Origin of the sequence: Roseovarius gahaiensis (assembly GCF_011601345.1) — a bacterium.
GTDB lineage: Bacteria > Pseudomonadota > Alphaproteobacteria > Rhodobacterales > Rhodobacteraceae > Roseovarius > Roseovarius gahaiensis.
In genome coordinates this window covers 1-16,303 of sequence record NZ_JAAORB010000014.1, presented here as the reverse complement: position 1 = coordinate 16,303, position 16,303 = coordinate 1, and the positions used below count along the sequence as shown (strand labels likewise).

Annotated in this window: 17 protein-coding genes and 1 tRNA gene; 7 read left to right on the top strand and 11 right to left on the bottom strand. The window is 59.1% G+C overall.

Features of this window, described 5'->3' with window-relative positions:
- Positions 1 to 127: 127 nt before the first annotated feature.
- The 10 genes from rpsD to HAT86_RS08965 all read right to left on the bottom strand — a co-directional run bounded on the left by rpsD (position 128) and on the right by HAT86_RS08965 (position 7,553).
- The gene (gene rpsD / locus HAT86_RS09010) at positions 128 to 748 is read right to left on the bottom strand and encodes a 30S ribosomal protein S4 (RefSeq protein WP_167196119.1); all 621 of its coding nucleotides are present in this window, start codon (positions 746 to 748) and stop codon (positions 128 to 130) included.
- Positions 749 to 916: 168 nt separating this feature from the next.
- Positions 917 to 1,984 carry a Hint domain-containing protein gene (locus HAT86_RS09005; RefSeq protein WP_167196115.1) on the bottom strand — a complete coding sequence of 356 codons (1,068 nt, stop codon included), beginning with the start codon at positions 1,982 to 1,984 and terminating at the stop codon, positions 917 to 919.
- A 159-nt stretch (positions 1,985 to 2,143) separates the two neighbouring features.
- Positions 2,144 to 2,740 carry a GNAT family N-acetyltransferase gene (locus HAT86_RS09000; protein WP_167196112.1) on the bottom strand — a complete coding sequence of 199 codons (597 nt, stop codon included), beginning with the start codon at positions 2,738 to 2,740 and terminating at the stop codon, positions 2,144 to 2,146.
- A complete protein-coding gene (locus tag HAT86_RS08995) occupies positions 2,737 to 3,132 on the bottom strand; it encodes a ketosteroid isomerase-related protein (protein ID WP_167196109.1) in 396 nt (131 codons plus the stop codon). Before HAT86_RS08995 ends, HAT86_RS09000 begins: the two co-directional genes overlap by 4 nt.
- Positions 3,129 to 3,590, bottom strand: coding sequence for an arsenate-mycothiol transferase ArsC (locus HAT86_RS08990; protein ID WP_167196106.1), 462 nt, complete (start codon positions 3,588 to 3,590; stop codon positions 3,129 to 3,131). Before HAT86_RS08990 ends, HAT86_RS08995 begins: the two co-directional genes overlap by 4 nt.
- Before the next feature lie 5 nt (positions 3,591 to 3,595).
- Complete coding sequence (locus HAT86_RS08985) at positions 3,596 to 4,075, bottom strand: UPF0262 family protein (protein WP_167196103.1); 480 nt, start codon at positions 4,073 to 4,075, stop codon at positions 3,596 to 3,598.
- 1 nt (position 4,076) lies between these two features.
- On the bottom strand, positions 4,077 to 5,384 hold the full coding sequence (gene hisD, locus HAT86_RS08980; RefSeq protein WP_167196100.1) for a histidinol dehydrogenase: 1,308 nt from the start codon (positions 5,382 to 5,384) through the stop codon (positions 4,077 to 4,079).
- 272 nt (positions 5,385 to 5,656) lie between these two features.
- Complete coding sequence (locus tag HAT86_RS08975) at positions 5,657 to 6,124, bottom strand: DUF2948 family protein (RefSeq protein ID WP_167196097.1); 468 nt, start codon at positions 6,122 to 6,124, stop codon at positions 5,657 to 5,659.
- Positions 6,121 to 7,389: a UDP-N-acetylglucosamine 1-carboxyvinyltransferase gene (gene murA, locus HAT86_RS08970; protein ID WP_167196094.1), complete on the bottom strand. Its 1,269-nt coding sequence runs from the start codon at positions 7,387 to 7,389 to the stop codon at positions 6,121 to 6,123. The genes HAT86_RS08975 and murA overlap by 4 nt, the downstream gene beginning before the upstream one ends.
- A 5-nt stretch (positions 7,390 to 7,394) precedes the next feature.
- Positions 7,395 to 7,553 (bottom strand): hypothetical protein, encoded by a 159-nt coding sequence (locus HAT86_RS08965; RefSeq protein WP_167196091.1) that lies wholly within the window; start codon positions 7,551 to 7,553, stop codon positions 7,395 to 7,397.
- A gap of 86 nt (positions 7,554 to 7,639) precedes the next feature.
- Here HAT86_RS08965 and HAT86_RS08960 point away from each other — a divergent pair.
- The 7 genes from HAT86_RS08960 to HAT86_RS08930 all read left to right on the top strand — a co-directional run bounded on the left by HAT86_RS08960 (position 7,640) and on the right by HAT86_RS08930 (position 14,404).
- A tRNA-Thr gene (locus tag HAT86_RS08960) sits at positions 7,640 to 7,714 on the top strand.
- Positions 7,715 to 7,852: 138 nt separating this feature from the next.
- Positions 7,853 to 8,899: a rod shape-determining protein gene (locus tag HAT86_RS08955; protein ID WP_167196087.1), complete on the top strand. Its 1,047-nt coding sequence runs from the start codon at positions 7,853 to 7,855 to the stop codon at positions 8,897 to 8,899.
- A 32-nt stretch (positions 8,900 to 8,931) separates the two neighbouring features.
- On the top strand, positions 8,932 to 9,858 hold the full coding sequence (mreC, locus tag HAT86_RS08950) for a rod shape-determining protein MreC (protein ID WP_167196084.1): 927 nt from the start codon (positions 8,932 to 8,934) through the stop codon (positions 9,856 to 9,858).
- Positions 9,851 to 10,390 (top strand): rod shape-determining protein MreD, encoded by a 540-nt coding sequence (locus tag HAT86_RS08945; protein WP_167196081.1) that lies wholly within the window; start codon positions 9,851 to 9,853, stop codon positions 10,388 to 10,390. The genes mreC and HAT86_RS08945 overlap by 8 nt, the downstream gene beginning before the upstream one ends.
- Complete coding sequence (gene mrdA / locus HAT86_RS08940) at positions 10,387 to 12,330, top strand: penicillin-binding protein 2 (RefSeq protein WP_167196078.1); 1,944 nt, start codon at positions 10,387 to 10,389, stop codon at positions 12,328 to 12,330. Before HAT86_RS08945 ends, mrdA begins: the two co-directional genes overlap by 4 nt.
- Positions 12,327 to 13,466, top strand: a complete 1,140-nt coding sequence (gene rodA / locus HAT86_RS08935) for a rod shape-determining protein RodA (protein WP_167196075.1) — start codon at positions 12,327 to 12,329, stop codon at positions 13,464 to 13,466. Before mrdA ends, rodA begins: the two co-directional genes overlap by 4 nt.
- 5 nt (positions 13,467 to 13,471) lie before the next feature.
- Positions 13,472 to 14,404 (top strand): 2-hydroxyacid dehydrogenase, encoded by a 933-nt coding sequence (locus HAT86_RS08930; RefSeq protein WP_167196072.1) that lies wholly within the window; start codon positions 13,472 to 13,474, stop codon positions 14,402 to 14,404.
- Between the two features lie 256 nt (positions 14,405 to 14,660).
- On the opposite strand, the gene HAT86_RS08925 is transcribed toward HAT86_RS08930, so the two are convergent.
- On the bottom strand, positions 14,661 to 15,773 hold the full coding sequence (locus tag HAT86_RS08925) for a GGDEF domain-containing protein (RefSeq protein WP_167196069.1): 1,113 nt from the start codon (positions 15,771 to 15,773) through the stop codon (positions 14,661 to 14,663).
- Positions 15,774 to 16,303 lie beyond the last annotated feature (530 nt).

Sequence of the window (16,303 nt, the reverse complement as noted above, 5' to 3'; positions counted from 1 at the left end):
ATCAAAAACCAGCCCGTCCGGGTGATGGGCAACCGTGGCACGCTTGCCTCAGTTCAAACCGCAGGGCGCACGCAAAAAGGCCGCGGCGGTCCCCCGTCGCGGCCTTTTCAAAACCCGTTCAGAACGCTTAGTTCTGAGCGTAGAATTCGATGACGAGGTTTGGTTCCATCATCACCGGATAGGGCACATCGCCCAAGCCCGGAGTGCGGGTGAATGTTGCGGTCATCTTGGAGTGATCGGCCTCGATGTAGTCGGGCACGTCACGCTCGGGCAGTTGTGTGGCTTCCAGCAGGGCGGCCATTTGCTTGGAGCGGTCACGCACTTCGATCACGTCACCCTCTTTCACGCGGTAGGAAGGGATGTTGACCTTCTTGCCGTTCACACGGACATGGCCGTGGTTGACGAACTGACGCGCGGCAAACACGGTCGGAACGAACTTGGCGCGATACACGACGGCATCCAGACGACGCTCCAGCAGACCGATCAGCAATTCACCGGTGTCACCGCGCAGACGCTCGGCTTCGCGGTAAATGCGGCGGAACTGTTTTTCCGTCAGGTCGCCATAATAGCCCTTAAGCTTCTGCTTGGCGCGCAACTGCAGACCAAAGTCAGACAACTTGCCCTTGCGGCGCTGACCGTGCTGGCCGGGGCCATATTCACGACGGTTGACCGGGGATTTCGGACGACCCCAGATGTTTTCACCCATCCGGCGGTCAATTTTGTACTTGGCAGACGTGCGTTTTGTCACGGCTGATCTCCTTCGTTCAGGTTTCGAAGGGCGTTGTCCTCTTCCCGGATGTTGCCGGGATGACAGGCATTCCCTTGCGGGGGCCACCAACACCAATGAAGTCGCGCTTATACGCCTCATCCCGGCGATGTCAACCGGCCCTGACGCTAAACCCGCAGACGCCGTTGGTTACGCCGCTTCATGCGTCAAAAGCGCAGCCTCTGACGCGCTGAGGCTGCGGCGCGCAAACCCGCCATAGCGTTGCGGCTCTTGTTCAAGAGCGGGATCAAGGCCCAGAAGGCGTGCGCGGTCCTCCGGGTCCAGCGTGGACAGTGCCGTGCTGGCCGGGTGAAAGCTTTCGGTTTCGACACCGTTGGCCCATAGAATCTGATGATCGGGCAAAAGCAGGTGATAATAGGTCACCTCGCGCATTTGCGCATCCACCGCGATAGAGCCGTTGTTGATCAGATCCCGCGCCGTGACCAAAACCTCGGGTGTGTTGAACAACGCACGCGCAACATCGCCTTTGATCAGCATCCGGTGTTCGGGCGACACCAGCAATTCTTGATCGGGCCGCTCGATCCCCAATGCTCCGGCGCGAATGCGCACAGGCCGCAGATGCGGCATCGCGAAAAGACGCGCCCCGGACATGCGGCGGCTGCCGATCCATTGCACCTCTTGGGCGCCGTTGTCTTTGGTTTGCACCCGGTCGCCTTCGCGCAACTCTTCCACAAGGCGCGGGCCTTGGGGGGTTTCGATCCGGGTTCCCGGTGTAAAACAAATCACACCGCCGGTTTCCGGCCCGGTGGAGGCCGGATGGCGGTTGGCCTCGACCGAGTGATGCACCACCCACATTTCTGTATTGGCCGGGGGAATCTCATCGAAAAACATCAGCAATGGGGGGGCATCTTTGCCGACCTCGATCAAGGTTATGGTGAAACTGCGTGCGCCATCGGTGACAACAAAGCCACTGTCCATCAACGGCTCGTCCACATCAATTGCGCAAAGCTCACGTTTATTGGCCCTCGCCGCGCCCACCAAGCGCCGCACCAACCGCGCCGCGCGCTTGCGGCAATTCAGTCCTCCGTCTGCCTGCTCAAGGCGCAGAACCTCACTTGGGCCGTCCACCCGCACAATATCACCCTGCCAAGACCATGCGGCCCCAACATTCAATGCCTGTACAGGAGCGGCACCCAAACCGTCCACTTCTGTCTGCGACCAGGAGATGACAAACGCGCCTTTAAAGCCCGTTTTCATTGCCTGTATACCTGCCTCTTATTTTTTATTGATTACAGGCTAACAGAGGCGAATCACCCTGGGAAGTGGCGCAAAGAGTTTTCAGTGCACTTTTTCCGGCAGCGTCACGCAACGTCCACAGCCGCGAAGGTGTCCCGCGCCTTTGGCCATTGAACAGTGTCAGGCCACGGGCAAAATTTGCCGCATCCAGAATTGCAGCGCATGCGCGGTGTCGCTTGGCTGATCAATGTCTTTCCACCGAAACTGCGCAACCGCCCCGTCAACAGGGGTATAGCCCCGCTTGCGCCAGAACGGATCAAGCGGTTGATAGCCTGCGGGCCTGAGCGGGTGGTCATCGGGGCGCACCACGCCGCAAAAGGCCACATAGCGGCGGCCCATTGCGCGGGCATGGTCTTCGCGTGCATCAAAAAACGCATGCCCAATGCCCTGCCCGCGATACTCGGGCAACAAAACGCTTTCGGCACAATAAAAGATATCGCTCAGGTCGATCCCCTGCCCGTCAAACGCCGCCGCGAAATCCTCGGCGTGGTCTTCCATCGGGGTGCCGGTCGAGGCCCCCACCAAACGGTCACCATCGAAGGCCCCTACAAGGATGGCATCGGGGCTATCGCGATAGGTTTGCAGGTAGTCCCGTTCATAGGCCTCGTCGCCGTCATATAGATAGGGCCAATCCCGAAACACTTGAATCCGCAGCCGCGCCACATCCGGCAGCGCCGCGGTCAGATCGGCCCCCGTCAGCCGCGCAACCCGGATCATCCTTTGACCTGCCGCATCCAGTCGGCCAGATTGTAATAGGTGACCACCCGTGTGATCAGACCGTTTTCCAGCGAGAAAAACGATCCCGCCGGCAAACGATAAGTCTGGCCGCTGGCCTCTGGCAGCCCGTCATCGGTGTTCAGATAGGTGCCATTCACAACGTATTCAGCGGCAGCCCGCGTGCCGCCCTCGGCCTCGAAAATCACCATGTCGGTCAGGTTTTCGCGATAGCAGTGGTTCATATGTTCGCAAAAGGCGCGGAACGCCTCTTTGCCCGCCCGAACCTGCCCCTCGTTCACATGATGCGCCACGTCATCACTAAGACAGGCCAACATTCCTGCCACATCGCCAGTGTTGAACGCATCGAAATAAGCTTTGACTGTTTGGGTCATGGCATGTCCTTCGGTTCGCCCCAACGATCCTTGAGGTGTGAAATGATCTGATCGCGTGTTTGTCTATAAGCGGCCAGTTTGGCCTCGCGGGTTTTACCAAGGCCCGACGGGTCCATGATTGGCCAGTAAATCACGTCCAGATGAAACACCCGCGTCAATTCCAGCGCCTTACGCTGGCTGGCCGGGCTAAGCGCCACGATCAGGTCGAACGATGACAGATCATCGCCCCATTGTTCCATTTCATCGAAACTGCGAGTGCGATGGCGCGCCAGTTCAACACCGATCTCGTCACAGACAGCGATGGAGAACCCGTCCACTTCCATGTCGCTTTTGACACCGGCCGATTGCACATAAGTGTCAGCGCCATAGAATTTCTTCATGATGCCCTCGGCCATGGGCGAGCGCACCGCGTTATGATCGCAGCAAAACAAGACCGACTGAGGAAGTGGGCCGACCACCGCGCTCAGCCTCCGAAATGCAGCACGCAGATCAGCGTGAACAGGCGGCGGGCGGTGTCGTTGTCGATCTCGGCCTTGCCCTCCAGCCGTTCTTCCAGAATGCGCGCGCCTTCGTTGTGAATACCCCGGCGGGCCATGTCGATGGTTTCGATCTGCGCCGGTGGCATGTTTTTCACCGCGTCAAAATAGCTTTCGCAGATTTGCCAGTAATCTTTCACAACCTGCCGAAACGGCGACAAGGACAGGTGAAATTCAGCCGCCGGGCTGTCATCCTCGGTGCGGATATCGAACACCAGCCGCTTGTCGCGGATCGACAGGCCCACCCGATACGGTCCATCAGGTGCCATCCGGTCATCCCGCTTGGGCAGCACAAAAGAGTTTTCTTCGATCAGGTCGAACATGGCAACTTTGCGCTCTTGTTCGATCTCGGGGGTGGGCGGCGGCAGGTTGGCGTCGTCCAACTGGATATGACTGATACGCGACATTTTATGATTGCTCGTTGAGATGGTTAAGGCGGGCTGTCACCGACAGGCCATGGGCTTGCAGGCTTTCGGACGTGGCCAATGTCTCGGCGGCGGGGCCGATTGCACGCAGCGCGGCCGGCGTCATCCGGGCCATGGTCGTGCGCTTGACGAAATCCAGCACGCTCAGACCCGACGAAAAGCGCGCAGAACGCGCCGTTGGCAGCACGTGATTGGGCCCGCCCACGTAATCGCCGATTGCCTCCGGCGTCCACGCCCCAAGGAAAATCGCCCCGGCATGGGTGATTTTTTCGGCCAGCCCATCGGCATCCCCGACGCACAGTTCAAGGTGTTCCGGCGCGATGCGGTTCGACAATTCGGCGGCACGGTCCAGATCCGGCACGGTGATGATGGCCCCAAAATCGCGCCAGCTTGCGCCAGCAATCTCGCGCCGTTCCAAGGTATGCAGGTGGCGCTCAATCGCCGCCGCAACCGCCTTGGCCATGGCCGGATCATCGGTGATCAGGATCGATTGCGCGCTTTCGTCATGTTCGGCTTGGCTGAGCATATCAAGCGCGATCCAATCGGGGTTGTTGTCGCGATCCGCGATCACCAGAATTTCCGACGGCCCGGCGATCATGTCAATGCCGACACGCCCGAACACGCGCCGCTTGGCGGCGGCGACAAAGGCGTTGCCCGGCCCGGTGATCTTGTCGACCGGCGCAATCGTTTCGGTGCCGTAGGCCAGCGCGGCGATCGCTTGCGCGCCGCCGATGCGGTAAATCTCGTCCACCCCGGCCAGACGCGCGGCCAGCAAAACCAGCGGGTTAGCCTGCCCGTCCGGTGTAGGAACGGTGATGGCCAGCCGTTCAACCCCGGCGACTTTGGCCGGAATCGCGTTCATCAAAACCGATGACGGGTAAGAGGCCAGACCACCCGGCACATAAAGCCCCGCCGCACTGACCGGCGTCCAGCGCCAGCCAAGGGTGGCGCCCGCCTCATCGGTCCAACTGGCATCTTCGGGCAATTGGCGTTCGTGGTAGGCGCGTATGCGGTCGGCGGCGATTTGCAGGGCGTGGCGTTCGTGCGAGGGCACATCAGCGATCAGCGCGTCCACCTCTTCGCGGCTGAACCGCAGGGTTTCGGGGCGTAGCTCCAAACGGTCGAACTTGGCGGTCAGCTCGATCAGCGCGGCATCGCCGCGGCTGCGCACATCGGCGATGATCGCGGCAACCGTGTCGTCGACATCGGGCGACTCTTCACGCTTGGCGGTCAGAAGCTGGGCAAAGGCCGTTTCGAAATCAGGCGCTTGTGCATCCAAGAATACGGGCATCACGACTCTCCTTGTTGGGGCAGCTTTAGAACGTGGGCCGCCGCGCCTCAACCCACGATCCGGTGGGCCATTTGCGATATATGCGCCGGTCATCGCGGATGAATAGCCCCTGCCCCGCATTTGGCCAATGCCGAAAACACTGCCGGCCAGGCTTGTGATGCCCGCCCATAAGGCGCCAAGGCGATCCTGCGCGGGGGCCTTCTATGATGTGCTGTATCTAAGGCCGGTTCAGCAAAAACTGCCACCGCACCACCAGACGGCACAAGCGGCATTCAGCCGTGATCCGGCGTTTTTCCGGAGGGCGCAATATAGGGCCGCGTCACGTCTTTCAGGGTCACTTCCAGTGCCTCGACCTCAAGCCGCAGAGCGCCGTCGCCCGCAAGCGTCAGCAACAGGTGGCCGGTGCCCTCTTCGCCGGGGTGGAAAGAGATCGACAACAGCGACAGGATGGTGTCGGCCTCTGACCTCTCAACACCTTGGCTGGACACCCGCAACACATTGTCGATCACCAACACCGATTGCACACGTTCCGGGGCGTGCCGCTCGCGGCCCTGATCCTCCCACCGAAAGCGATTGAGCAGGATGGCAAAGCGCCGCTGACCGGCCTGCCAGCTCATTTCCGTGATCGGAAACACCGCATCCTGCGTCAATGCAGATATCACCTGCAAATCATCAGGGTCGAACGCCCCAAGATTTAGCGGTGCCTCACGGCCGTCTTCGAATGTTGCGTCGTCCGTCACTGGCCTGACACCCGTTCAATTTTTGCGCCGACGTTGCTTAGCTTTTCCTCAACCCGCTCATAGCCACGATCAAGATGATAGACACGGTTTACAATAGTTTCCCCCTCTGCCGCCAGCCCCGCAAGGATCAGCGAGACGCTGGCGCGCAGGTCGGTCGCCATGACGGGGGCCCCTTTCAGACGCTCAACGCCGGTGACTTTGGCGATGCCGCCGTGCACATCAATCTTGGCACCCATCCGCATGAGTTCGGGGGCGTGCATGAAGCGGTTCTCGAAAATCTTTTCCTCAAGCACGCTGACACCCTCGGCAGTGCACATCAGGGCCATCATTTGGGCCTGCAAATCGGTCGGGAAGCCGGGGAACGGCTCGGTCGTGACATCAACGGCCTTAACGCGGCCATTGTGGCGCGCGACCTTCAGGCCCTTGTCGGTTTCCGTCACCTCGATCCCGGCGGCGTCGAGTTTTTCGCAAAACGCGCCGACAAGATCAATCCGGCCGCCAAGGCATTCCACTTCACCACCGCAAATCGCAGGGGCCAGCATGTAGGTGCCCAGTTCAATGCGGTCGGTCACCACCGGATGGGTCGCCCCGCCAAGACGATCAACGCCCTGAATGGTGATTGTGTCTGTCCCATCGCCATCAATCTGCGCGCCCATGCGCCGCAGGCAATCGGCCAAATCCACGATTTCCGGCTCGCGCGCGGCGTTTTTCAGAACGGTGGTGCCCTTGGCCAATGTCGCGGCCATCAGCGCGTTTTCTGTCGCCCCGACCGACACAAGCGGAAAGTCGACCGTGCCCCCCTTCAGGCCACCGGGGGCCTTGGCGTGCACATAGCCGTCTTTCAACTCAAGCTCCGCGCCCATGGCCTCAAGCGCGCGCAAATGCAGATCGACCGGACGCGCGCCAATCGCGCAGCCGCCGGGAAGCGACACAACCGCATGCCCATCACGCGCCAGAAGCGGCCCTAGCACAAGGATCGACGCGCGCATCTTTCGCACGATTTCATAATCGGCAACGTGATTGTCCAAGGCATGGCTGGACATGGCCAAAACCTGACCATCTTGCAACTGCGTCACCTCGGCGCCCAGTGACTGCAACAAAGCCGACATGGTCTTGATGTCACTCAGCCGCGGCGCGTTGGTCAGCGTCAGCGGTTCTTCGCTCAACAAGGTGGCTGGCATCAGCGTCAGACAGGCGTTCTTGGCCCCCGCGATGGGAATTTGGCCCCTCAATGGGCCATTGCCCGTCACTACAATCGAATCCATCTACTCTAGTCCTCGTTCTCAGGGGGGTCTGCCGTATCATCTGGGGTGCGACCGCGCGTTTGCGCCTTACGGCGCGCAAGATTGGCCTTCAAGGCCGCCTTTAAACGATCCTCGCGATCAGATGCCTTTTTGTCGGGCTTTTTGCCGGGCTGTTTTTCTTTCATGCCCCTTCTCTACAGCAGGCGCAAAAAAGCGTCCAGATTACGCTTGCACCGGTGCACAGAAGCGTCTAATCAGCGCGCCACGATGTGCTGCTGTAGCTCAGAGGTAGAGCACTCCCTTGGTAAGGGAGAGGTCGAGAGTTCGATTCTCTCCAGCAGCACCATTTTCATCCCGGCAGATTGGCGCTTAGCCGTTGAAAGTGGCCCTTTAACCGGTGGTTGCCCCGTTCTATAAGAAAATCTGGTCCGGACACCCGAGTCGCGGGCCCTAGTATCTATTCGATGACAGGACGAATGCGCCAATGCCAATCTTTCAAAACATCCCAGGTCTTTTCTCTTCTGATATGGCCATTGATCTGGGGACTGCGAATACGCTGGTCTACGTGAAAGGGCGCGGCATCATCCTGTCGGAACCCTCGGTTGTGGCCTACCACGTCAAAGACGGGATCAAAAAGGTGCTGGCGGTGGGCGAAGATGCCAAACTGATGCTGGGCCGGACACCGGGCAGCATCGAGGCAATCCGCCCGATGCGCGAAGGGGTCATCGCCGATTTCGACACCGCCGAAGCCATGATCAAGCACTTCATTCGCAAAGTGCACAAGCGGTCGACCTTTTCCAAGCCCAAGATCATCGTCTGTGTCCCGCACGGGGCGACACCCGTGGAAAAACGCGCCATTCGTCAATCGGTGTTGTCGGCGGGCGCGCGGCGCGCGGGCCTGATTGCCGAACCGATTGCCGCAGCCATCGGCGCGGGGATGCCGATCACCGATCCGACCGGGTCGATGGTGGTGGATATCGGGGGCGGCACAACCGAAGTGGCGGTGCTGTCTTTGGGCGATATCGTTTACGCGCGCTCGGTCCGGGTGGGCGGCGACCGCATGGACGAGGCGATCATCAACTACCTGCGCCGCCAGCAAAACCTGTTGGTTGGCGAAGCGACGGCCGAACGCATCAAAACCTCAATCGGGACGGCGCGCATGCCCGATGACGGGCGCGGCACCTCGATGAAAATCCGGGGGCGCGACCTGTTGAACGGTGTGCCCAAGGAAACAGAAATAAGTCAGGCCCAAGTGGCCGAAGCCTTGTCTGAACCCGTTCAGGCGATTTGCGAGGCGGTCATGACCGCATTGGAAGCGACACCGCCGGATCTGGCGGCCGATATCGTCGATCGTGGCGTTATGCTGACAGGTGGTGGGGCGCTGTTGGGCGATCTGGACCTTGCCCTGCGCGAACAAACCGGGCTGGCCGTTTCAATTGCCGATGGCAGCCTGAATTGCGTCGCCCTTGGCACGGGCAAGGCGTTGGAGTTTGAAAAACAGCTGCGCCACGCGATTGACTACGACAGCTGAACCCACCACCCTTTTCCTAAAAGGGGACACGATTGGCAAAGGACCGCGCACAGTCCGAGGACTTTACCGGCCCGCTTAAGCGGTTGTTGCTGGGTGTGGTCCTGTTGTGCCTGCTTGGGCTGTTCCTGCTTTGGCGGATCGACAGCCCGCGGGTGGAACGCTTTCGCGCCCAAGTGGTTGACCGCGTCGTGCCAAGCTTTGACTGGGCAATGGCGCCGGTGACGGCGACCGTCAACATCGTGCGCGATTTCCAAAGCTATCAGCGCATCTACCAACAAAATCAGGAATTGCGCCGCGAATTGCAGCAAATGAAAGCGTGGAAAGAAGCCGCTTTGCAATTGGAGCAGGAAAACGCCCGCTTGCTGGACTTGAACAATGTGCAGCTTGACCCACGCCTGACCTATGTCACCGGCGTTGTCATGGCCGATAGCGGCTCGCCTTTTCGGCAATCGGTTTTGATCAACGTGGGCAGTCGTGATGGCATCATGGATGGCTGGGCAGCGATGGACGGGCTTGGGCTGGTCGGGCGGATATCAGGCGTTGGCAATAACACGTCACGGGTGGTTTTGCTGACAGACACGTCCAGCCGCGTTCCGGTGACGATCCAACCCGCGGGTCAACGCGCCCTGTTGATCGGCGACAATTCCGCCGCGCCGTTTGTGGATTTCATCGAAGCCCCTGAAACCATCCGCCCCGGAGATCGGGTTATGACCTCGGGCGACGGCAATGTCTTTCCGGCTGGACTATTGGTGGGTCAAGTGGCCCAAAAACCCGGTGGGCGTATGCGCGTCAGGCTTTCGGCTGATTATGAAAGGCTGGAATTTCTGCGAGTTCTGCGCAGCTACAGCACCGAAAAGCTGGACCAGCCGGGCCGCTTGATCGCCCCCAAGGAATTGCCCGACAGTTCCGGCCAACCCGCGCCCGAGAACATGATTCCAAACGAGGCCGGCAATGGCTGAGCTGCGAACACCAAACAAATGGGTCATGCGGGCCGTGTACCTGATGCTGTGCATGGTTCTGATTTTTCTACACCTTTTACCGCTTGATACGCTTCCACGCGGATGGGCCGGCCCGGATGTCATGCTGGCCCTGACCTTTGCTTGGGTCTTGCGCCGTCCCGATTATGTGCCGCCATTGCTGATTGCGGGTGTGTTTTTGTTGGCGGATTTGCTGTTTCAGCGGCCTCCCGGCTTGTGGGCGGCGCTTGTTGTGATCGCATCCCAAACCCTGCGCACCCGCGAGGCCGGATTAAGAGACCTGACATTTGCCATGGAATGGTTGAACGTGGCCACAACGCTGATTGCCCTGACGCTTGGGTATCGGCTTATTCTTGCAGTGCTGTTCGTAGATCAGGTGCCCCTTGGGCTTAGCCTCATGCAATTGGTTGCGACACTGTTGGTCTATCCAATCGTCGCGGTGTTCTCGCAGGTGGTGACGCGGGTCCGCAAAATTGCGCCGGGTGACGTTGATGCACTTGGAGGCCGCCCGTGAAACGTTTGCCGCGTGACAATGCCGACAGCCTGCGCCGGATCACACGGCGCGCCCTGATCCTTGGCGGTGCACAGGCGGCTTTTATCGGTGTGCTGGGTCTGCGAATGCGCTTCATGCAGGTCGAACAAGCCGATCAATTTCGCCTGCTGGCCGAGGAAAACCGGATCAAAATCCGCCTGATCCCACCAGCGCGCGGGCGTATCTTCGACCGGAACGGCGCTGTTGTGGCCGAAAACGTGCCAAGCTACCGGATTACCATGGTCCGCGAAGAGGCAGGCGATGTTGACGCGGTTATCGCGCGGCTGGCCAAGCTGGTCGAACTGGACCCTGATGAGCTGGACCGTGCGCGCCGTGACCTGCAAGACCTGCGCGGCGATACCCCGGTCACAGTGGCCGATCGCGTCAGTTGGGGCGATATCAGTCGGGTTGCGGCGAACACCCCCGCCCTGCCCGGGGTCACCCCCGAGGTTGGCCTGTCGCGGCGCTATCCGCGCGGGGCCGACTATGCGCATCTGGTCGGCTATGTCGGGCCGGTCAGCGAACGCGACCTTGAACGCATAGACGCGCCGGACCAATTGCTTTTGATCCCACGCTTTCAGATCGGCAAGATCGGGCTTGAGGCACAACGCGAAGACGTGTTGCGCGGCACGGCGGGCAACAAACGGATCGAGGTCAACGCCTCGGGGCGCGTCATCCGCGAGCTGGACCGCCGCGAGGGGCAAGCCGGGGCCGACATGCAAATCACCATCGACAACGAGTTGCAATCCTACGCCCATGCCCGTCTGGCCGAGGACAGCGCCGCCGCCGTTGTTATGGACTGCGAAACAGGCGACTTGCTGGCCTGTGCCTCGTCTCCCAGTTTTGACCCGAACCTGTTTGTGCGGGGTATTTCGGTCAACGAATACAAGTCACTATTGGACAACAAATACCGCCCGCTGCCCAACAAGGCGGTTCAGGGCATCTACCCGCCGGGCTCGACCTTCAAGATGGTCACGGCCCTCGCCGCGCTCGAGGCCGGTTTGGTCGATCCAAGTGAAACCGTCTACTGCCCCGGCCATCTGGAAGTCAGCGGTCGCCGGTTCCACTGTTGGAAACGGGGCGGGCATGGCAATGTCGATCTGCACCAATCATTGCGCAACAGTTGCGATGTCTACTACTATGAGATGGCGCTGCGGATCGGCATCGAGAACATCAGCGATATGGCGCGCCGTCTGGGTCTGGGGCTTGAACATGACTTGCCGCTGACCTCGGTTGCGGCGGGACTGACACCAACCAAAGACTGGAAGCTGATCAACAAAAGCCAAAGCTGGGTCATTGGCGACAGCGTGAACGCGGCCATCGGTCAGGGCTTTGTTCTGACATCACCGCTTCAGCTGGCCATCATGACGGCGCGGCTGGCCACCAACCGCAGCGTCACACCCCGCCTGATCAAATCCATCGACGGGGTCGAACAACCAAACGGCCATGGCGACGAGCTTGGGCTGAGTGAAAACAATCTGCGCGAGGTGCGCAAAGCCATGCACGCGGTATCGAACAACCGCCGGGGCACCGCCTATTCCAGCCGCATCATCGAAGACGCGTTTCGCATGGCTGGCAAAACCGGCACCAGCCAAGTTCGAAACATTACTGCCGCCGAGCGTGCGCGCGGCGTGACCCGTAATTCGGATTTGCCGTGGGAACGCCGTGATCACGCGTTGTTTGTCAACTTTGCCCCCTTTGATGCCCCCAAGATTGCCGTGGCTGTGGTGGTCGAACACGGCGGCGGCGGATCAACCGCGGCCGCGCCGGTTGCGCGCGATATCACCCTGCAGGCGCTTTATGGCGAAGATCCCCCGCTCAGCGCCTATCCCGCAAAGGACCGGGGCCGCATACAATCGCAGCAAGAGCGCCTGCGCCGCGCCCGGCCCACGCGTGACGGTGACGGAAGCGACCGCGCATGAGCTATCTTGAATATACAGTCAAAACCACACCCACCGGGCTGCGCAAGATCTTGTTCCTGAACTGGCCACTGGCCCTTTTGCTGACAGCCGTGGCCGGGGTTGGCTTCTTGATGCTGTATTCGGTCGCGGGCGGATCGTTTTCGCCTTGGGCCGAGCCGCAAATGAAACGCTATATCCTTGGCTTTGTGATGATGTTGATCGTCGCAATGATCCCAATCTGGTTTTGGCGCAACATGGCGGCTCTGGCCTATGCAACGTCGATGCTATTGCTGCTGGCTGTCGAGTTTTTCGGAAGCGTCGGCATGGGGGCGCAACGCTGGATTGATCTGGGCTTTATGCGTCTTCAGCCATCAGAGCTTATGAAAATCAGCCTGATCATGATCCTGGCCGCCTATTACGATTGGTTGCCGATGAACCGGGTGTCGCGGCCGGTATGGGTCATGGTTCCGATTGCCATGATACTGCTGCCAGTCACACTTGTGTTGGGCCAGCCCGATCTTGGCACTGCGATTCTGCTGCTCACCGGCGGCGGGGTCATGATGTTCGTGGCCGGGGTGAATTGGGCGTATTTCGCCGCTGTCATCGCCTTTGGCATTTCGCTGGTCACGGCTGTGTTCCAAAGTCGCGGCACCGATTGGCAGTTGCTGGCCAATTACCAATACCGCCGGATCGACACCTTTCTTGATCCATCCTCTGACCCACTGGGCGCCGGATATCATATCACGCAATCCAAGATTGCCCTTGGCTCTGGCGGCTGGACAGGGCGCGGCTTCATGCAGGGCACGCAATCGCGGCTGAACTTCCTGCCGGAAAAACATACCGATTTCATATTCACCACACTGGCCGAGGAATTCGGCTTTATCGGCGGCGTGTCCTTGCTGGGGCTTTACACCCTGATCCTTGTGTTCTGTGTGGCAACGGCCCTTAGCAACCGCGACAGGTTTTCATCCTTGCTGACCCTTGGTATCGCAGTCACGTTTTTCCTGTTCTTAGCCGTGAACATGTCGATGGTCATGGGGTTGGCGCCGGTGGTGGGTGTTCCGCTGCCACTGGTCAGTTATGGCGGGTCCGCCATGATGGTTCTGATGATTGGCTTTGGTCTGGTTCAAAGCGCCCATATCCACAAACCAAGGTGAGACTGATGTCCGTCAATGTATTATTCGCCGCCCGCCCCGACCGGTGGGACGCTTACGAAACACCCCTCAGAAACGCCCTGTCCGATGCCGGGGTGGATGCACGATTGGCGATGGATATGCCCGCCGATCAGGTGGATTACATCGTTTATGCCCCTAACAGCGAGGTGCAGGATTTCACCGACTACACCCGCACAAAAGCGGTGCTCAACCTTTGGGCCGGTGTGGAAGACGTGGTTGACAACCCGACCCTGACACAGCCCTTGGCACGCATGGTTGACGAAGGTCTGACGCGGGGCATGGTCGAATGGGTCACAGGACACACCCTGCGCCATCATCTCAATACTGATGTGCATGTGCTCAATCAGGACGGGGTATGGCGCAAGGATATACCGCCGCTGGCCTGCGACCGCCCGGTTACCGTGCTTGGGCTTGGGGCCTTGGGACAGGCCTGCGCACAGGCGCTTGCGCATTTAGGCTTTTCCGTCACCGGCTGGAGCCGATCACCCAAAACTGTCGACGGCGTCACCTGCCTGTCGGGTGATACGGGCCTGCACGATGCCTTGGCAGACGCCGCCATCGTGATCCTTTTGCTGCCTTCCACGCCAGACACTGCAAACATTTTGAACGCCGAAACATTGGCGATGATGCCGCAAGGGGCGGTTATTATAAATCCGGGGCGCGGGTCGCTGATTGACGACGCAGCCTTGTTGGCGGCTTTGGATAGCGGGCAGATCGCGCAGGCCACGCTGGACGTGTTCCGCACCGAACCCCTCCCCAAAGATCACCCCTATTGGGCCCATCCCAATGTCACAGTGACACCGCATATCGCGTCCGAAACGCGCCCGGCCTCGGCCGCGCGGGTGATCGCCGAAAACATCCGGCGCGGCGAGGCGGGCGAGCCGTTTTTGCACCTCGTCGACCGGGACAAGGGATACTAACGCTCTGCGCCTGACGAGAGTTTCCCAGATCGCCTCTGGTGTCCATCCGCCCTTCGTGATGCGCCGGGCCGGGGACGGTAAGGTCTGTGGCGTGATGGGCAAGGTCTCACAAGGCCGAGCAAGGCGAGCTCCATCCAATCGCTGCCATGGTGGCCCGATGGCCGTAAAATCAGCCAGAAATGGCGCGCCGTTTTCTCCGAAGCGCCATCAGGCCGCTGTCCTCGCGGTGACGGAGCCATTGATCAGACGATACCTGTTAGACGTCATTCACCACGTCGCGCGCAACAATGGTTCTATCATCGGACATTGACTGGTTCTTTCCATTCGCTTTGGCTTGGTACAATGATTTGTCAGCAGACTCGAACGCAGCTCTCAACCTCTGCGGCTTCCGACGCCAGCTCACGCCGATGCTCACTGTTAAATTCAAATCAAGATCGAATTCTTCTTTCCCAAACTTGGAAACGGAGCGGCGGATTCGATCCAGTATCGGTGCCACATCGCCGACACTTATATCAGGCAGGCAGAGGACAAACTCGTCTCCTCCAAAGCGGGCGGAAAGATCGCCATCACGAATGCTGCGCTGAAGGATTTTGCAAACGCCAACCAAGACTTTGTCGCCAACGGTATGCCCGTAAGTATCGTTGACGTTTTTGAAGTCGTCCAAGTCAATAATTATGAATGCTATGCATGAAGATGTCTGAGACAAAATAGAGGTCTCGTACTCCTTCTCAAAAGCGCGACGGTTCATCGCGCCAGTCAACGGATCTAAGAAAGCATGATTGAGCAGTTCACGCTCTCGTTCTTCTTGGTTGTGGTGACGTTCAAGCAAGCCACCCAGAATCATCGCGCCTATTACATTCGTCAAAATCAAGATTGGAACTGCTGTGGTGAAAATATCCAGCCAATGATCACGAGGCAGTAAGAACGTAGAGAGGTAAGACAGGCTGATGGTCAAACCAAGAATTATGAAGTGCACTTGACGCTTGCGCACCAAATTCCGCGTATAATGCCTCCAGACGAGTCCTGCACATCCAGCGACAAAAAGCGAAAAAACGCACACGTTGGCCGATGGCGCTGCTTCATAATATCTGGTGACTGCAGCAATAAGAAAAGTAACGAGGCCAGCCCACGGGCCAAAGATCGCCGCGGAAATGCCAACAAAAATGTTGCGTGGATCGTTTTGGACCCCGCTCACGTGCATAATCGGTTGAAGGGAAACGAATATTGCACCTCCACCAAGGATCAAGCCAAAGGTTATTTGTTGAACGATGCTGTGGAGCGTGAGTTTGAACGCCCCATAAAAGGCTACGGCTATTAACGCCATCAATCCGGCCAGGTTCAGTATCGATATGAGATACTGAGATGTCATTTCAGAGCATTTCGAGCACACAGAATCCCTGCGGTTCTGAACATCGTCCAGTGCCGGCGCGCATGGGGGTTGGAGACCATCATGACGGGTTCCTTGATTTATTATTTTTGCTATGTTGAGGCTGAGAAAAATACGCAGGTCTGAATTTTATTATCGGTGCTAAGTTTGGTCATGTTGCACGGCTGCTGTAAACTGACCGGACGGACAGGGTCACGACTGCTGCAAACCGGCCAGATGGACAGGGTTGCGACTGCGGTTCGCGGGCGATCGGTTGCTGCATTTGATTGACGAGCCGTTCGCAAGCGCAGGTCTACATGGAGGTCACGCGAAGACGATGCTGATCTGCCACCGTCTGCAATGGGCGGACTGCTGTGATCTGACATGTCCACTTGGAATACTTGCCTCCTGACCACAAGCCTGCCCACCAATGGGATTCCTGTGTCAGGTGCTGAACACTAGAGCGTGTCGCCCCTGATCAGATTCAGGATTCCCATGATGCTTGCTTTGTGATTCCATGCTTTTGAGGCATA

What these genes read in the sequence shown, in the direction of transcription:
- HAT86_RS08930 (WP_167196072.1), top strand. Translation starts at nt 13,472, where the DNA reads ATGTCCGTCAATGTATTATTCGCCGCCCGCCCCGACCGGTGGGACGCT.
- HAT86_RS08955 (WP_167196087.1), top strand. Translation starts at nt 7,853, where the DNA reads ATGCCAATCTTTCAAAACATCCCAGGTCTTTTCTCTTCTGATATGGCC.
- HAT86_RS08925 (WP_167196069.1), bottom strand. Translation starts at nt 15,773, where the DNA reads ATGACATCTCAGTATCTCATATCGATACTGAACCTGGCCGGATTGATG.
- murA (WP_167196094.1), bottom strand. Translation starts at nt 7,389, where the DNA reads ATGGATTCGATTGTAGTGACGGGCAATGGCCCATTGAGGGGCCAAATT.
- HAT86_RS09000 (WP_167196112.1), bottom strand. Translation starts at nt 2,740, where the DNA reads ATGATCCGGGTTGCGCGGCTGACGGGGGCCGATCTGACCGCGGCGCTG.
- HAT86_RS08995 (WP_167196109.1), bottom strand. Translation starts at nt 3,132, where the DNA reads ATGACCCAAACAGTCAAAGCTTATTTCGATGCGTTCAACACTGGCGAT.
- HAT86_RS08965 (WP_167196091.1), bottom strand. Translation starts at nt 7,553, where the DNA reads ATGAAAGAAAAACAGCCCGGCAAAAAGCCCGACAAAAAGGCATCTGAT.
- hisD (WP_167196100.1), bottom strand. Translation starts at nt 5,384, where the DNA reads ATGCCCGTATTCTTGGATGCACAAGCGCCTGATTTCGAAACGGCCTTT.
- HAT86_RS09005 (WP_167196115.1), bottom strand. Translation starts at nt 1,984, where the DNA reads ATGAAAACGGGCTTTAAAGGCGCGTTTGTCATCTCCTGGTCGCAGACA.
- rodA (WP_167196075.1), top strand. Translation starts at nt 12,327, where the DNA reads ATGAGCTATCTTGAATATACAGTCAAAACCACACCCACCGGGCTGCGC.
- HAT86_RS08985 (WP_167196103.1), bottom strand. Translation starts at nt 4,075, where the DNA reads ATGTCGCGTATCAGTCATATCCAGTTGGACGACGCCAACCTGCCGCCG.
- HAT86_RS08945 (WP_167196081.1), top strand. Translation starts at nt 9,851, where the DNA reads ATGGCTGAGCTGCGAACACCAAACAAATGGGTCATGCGGGCCGTGTAC.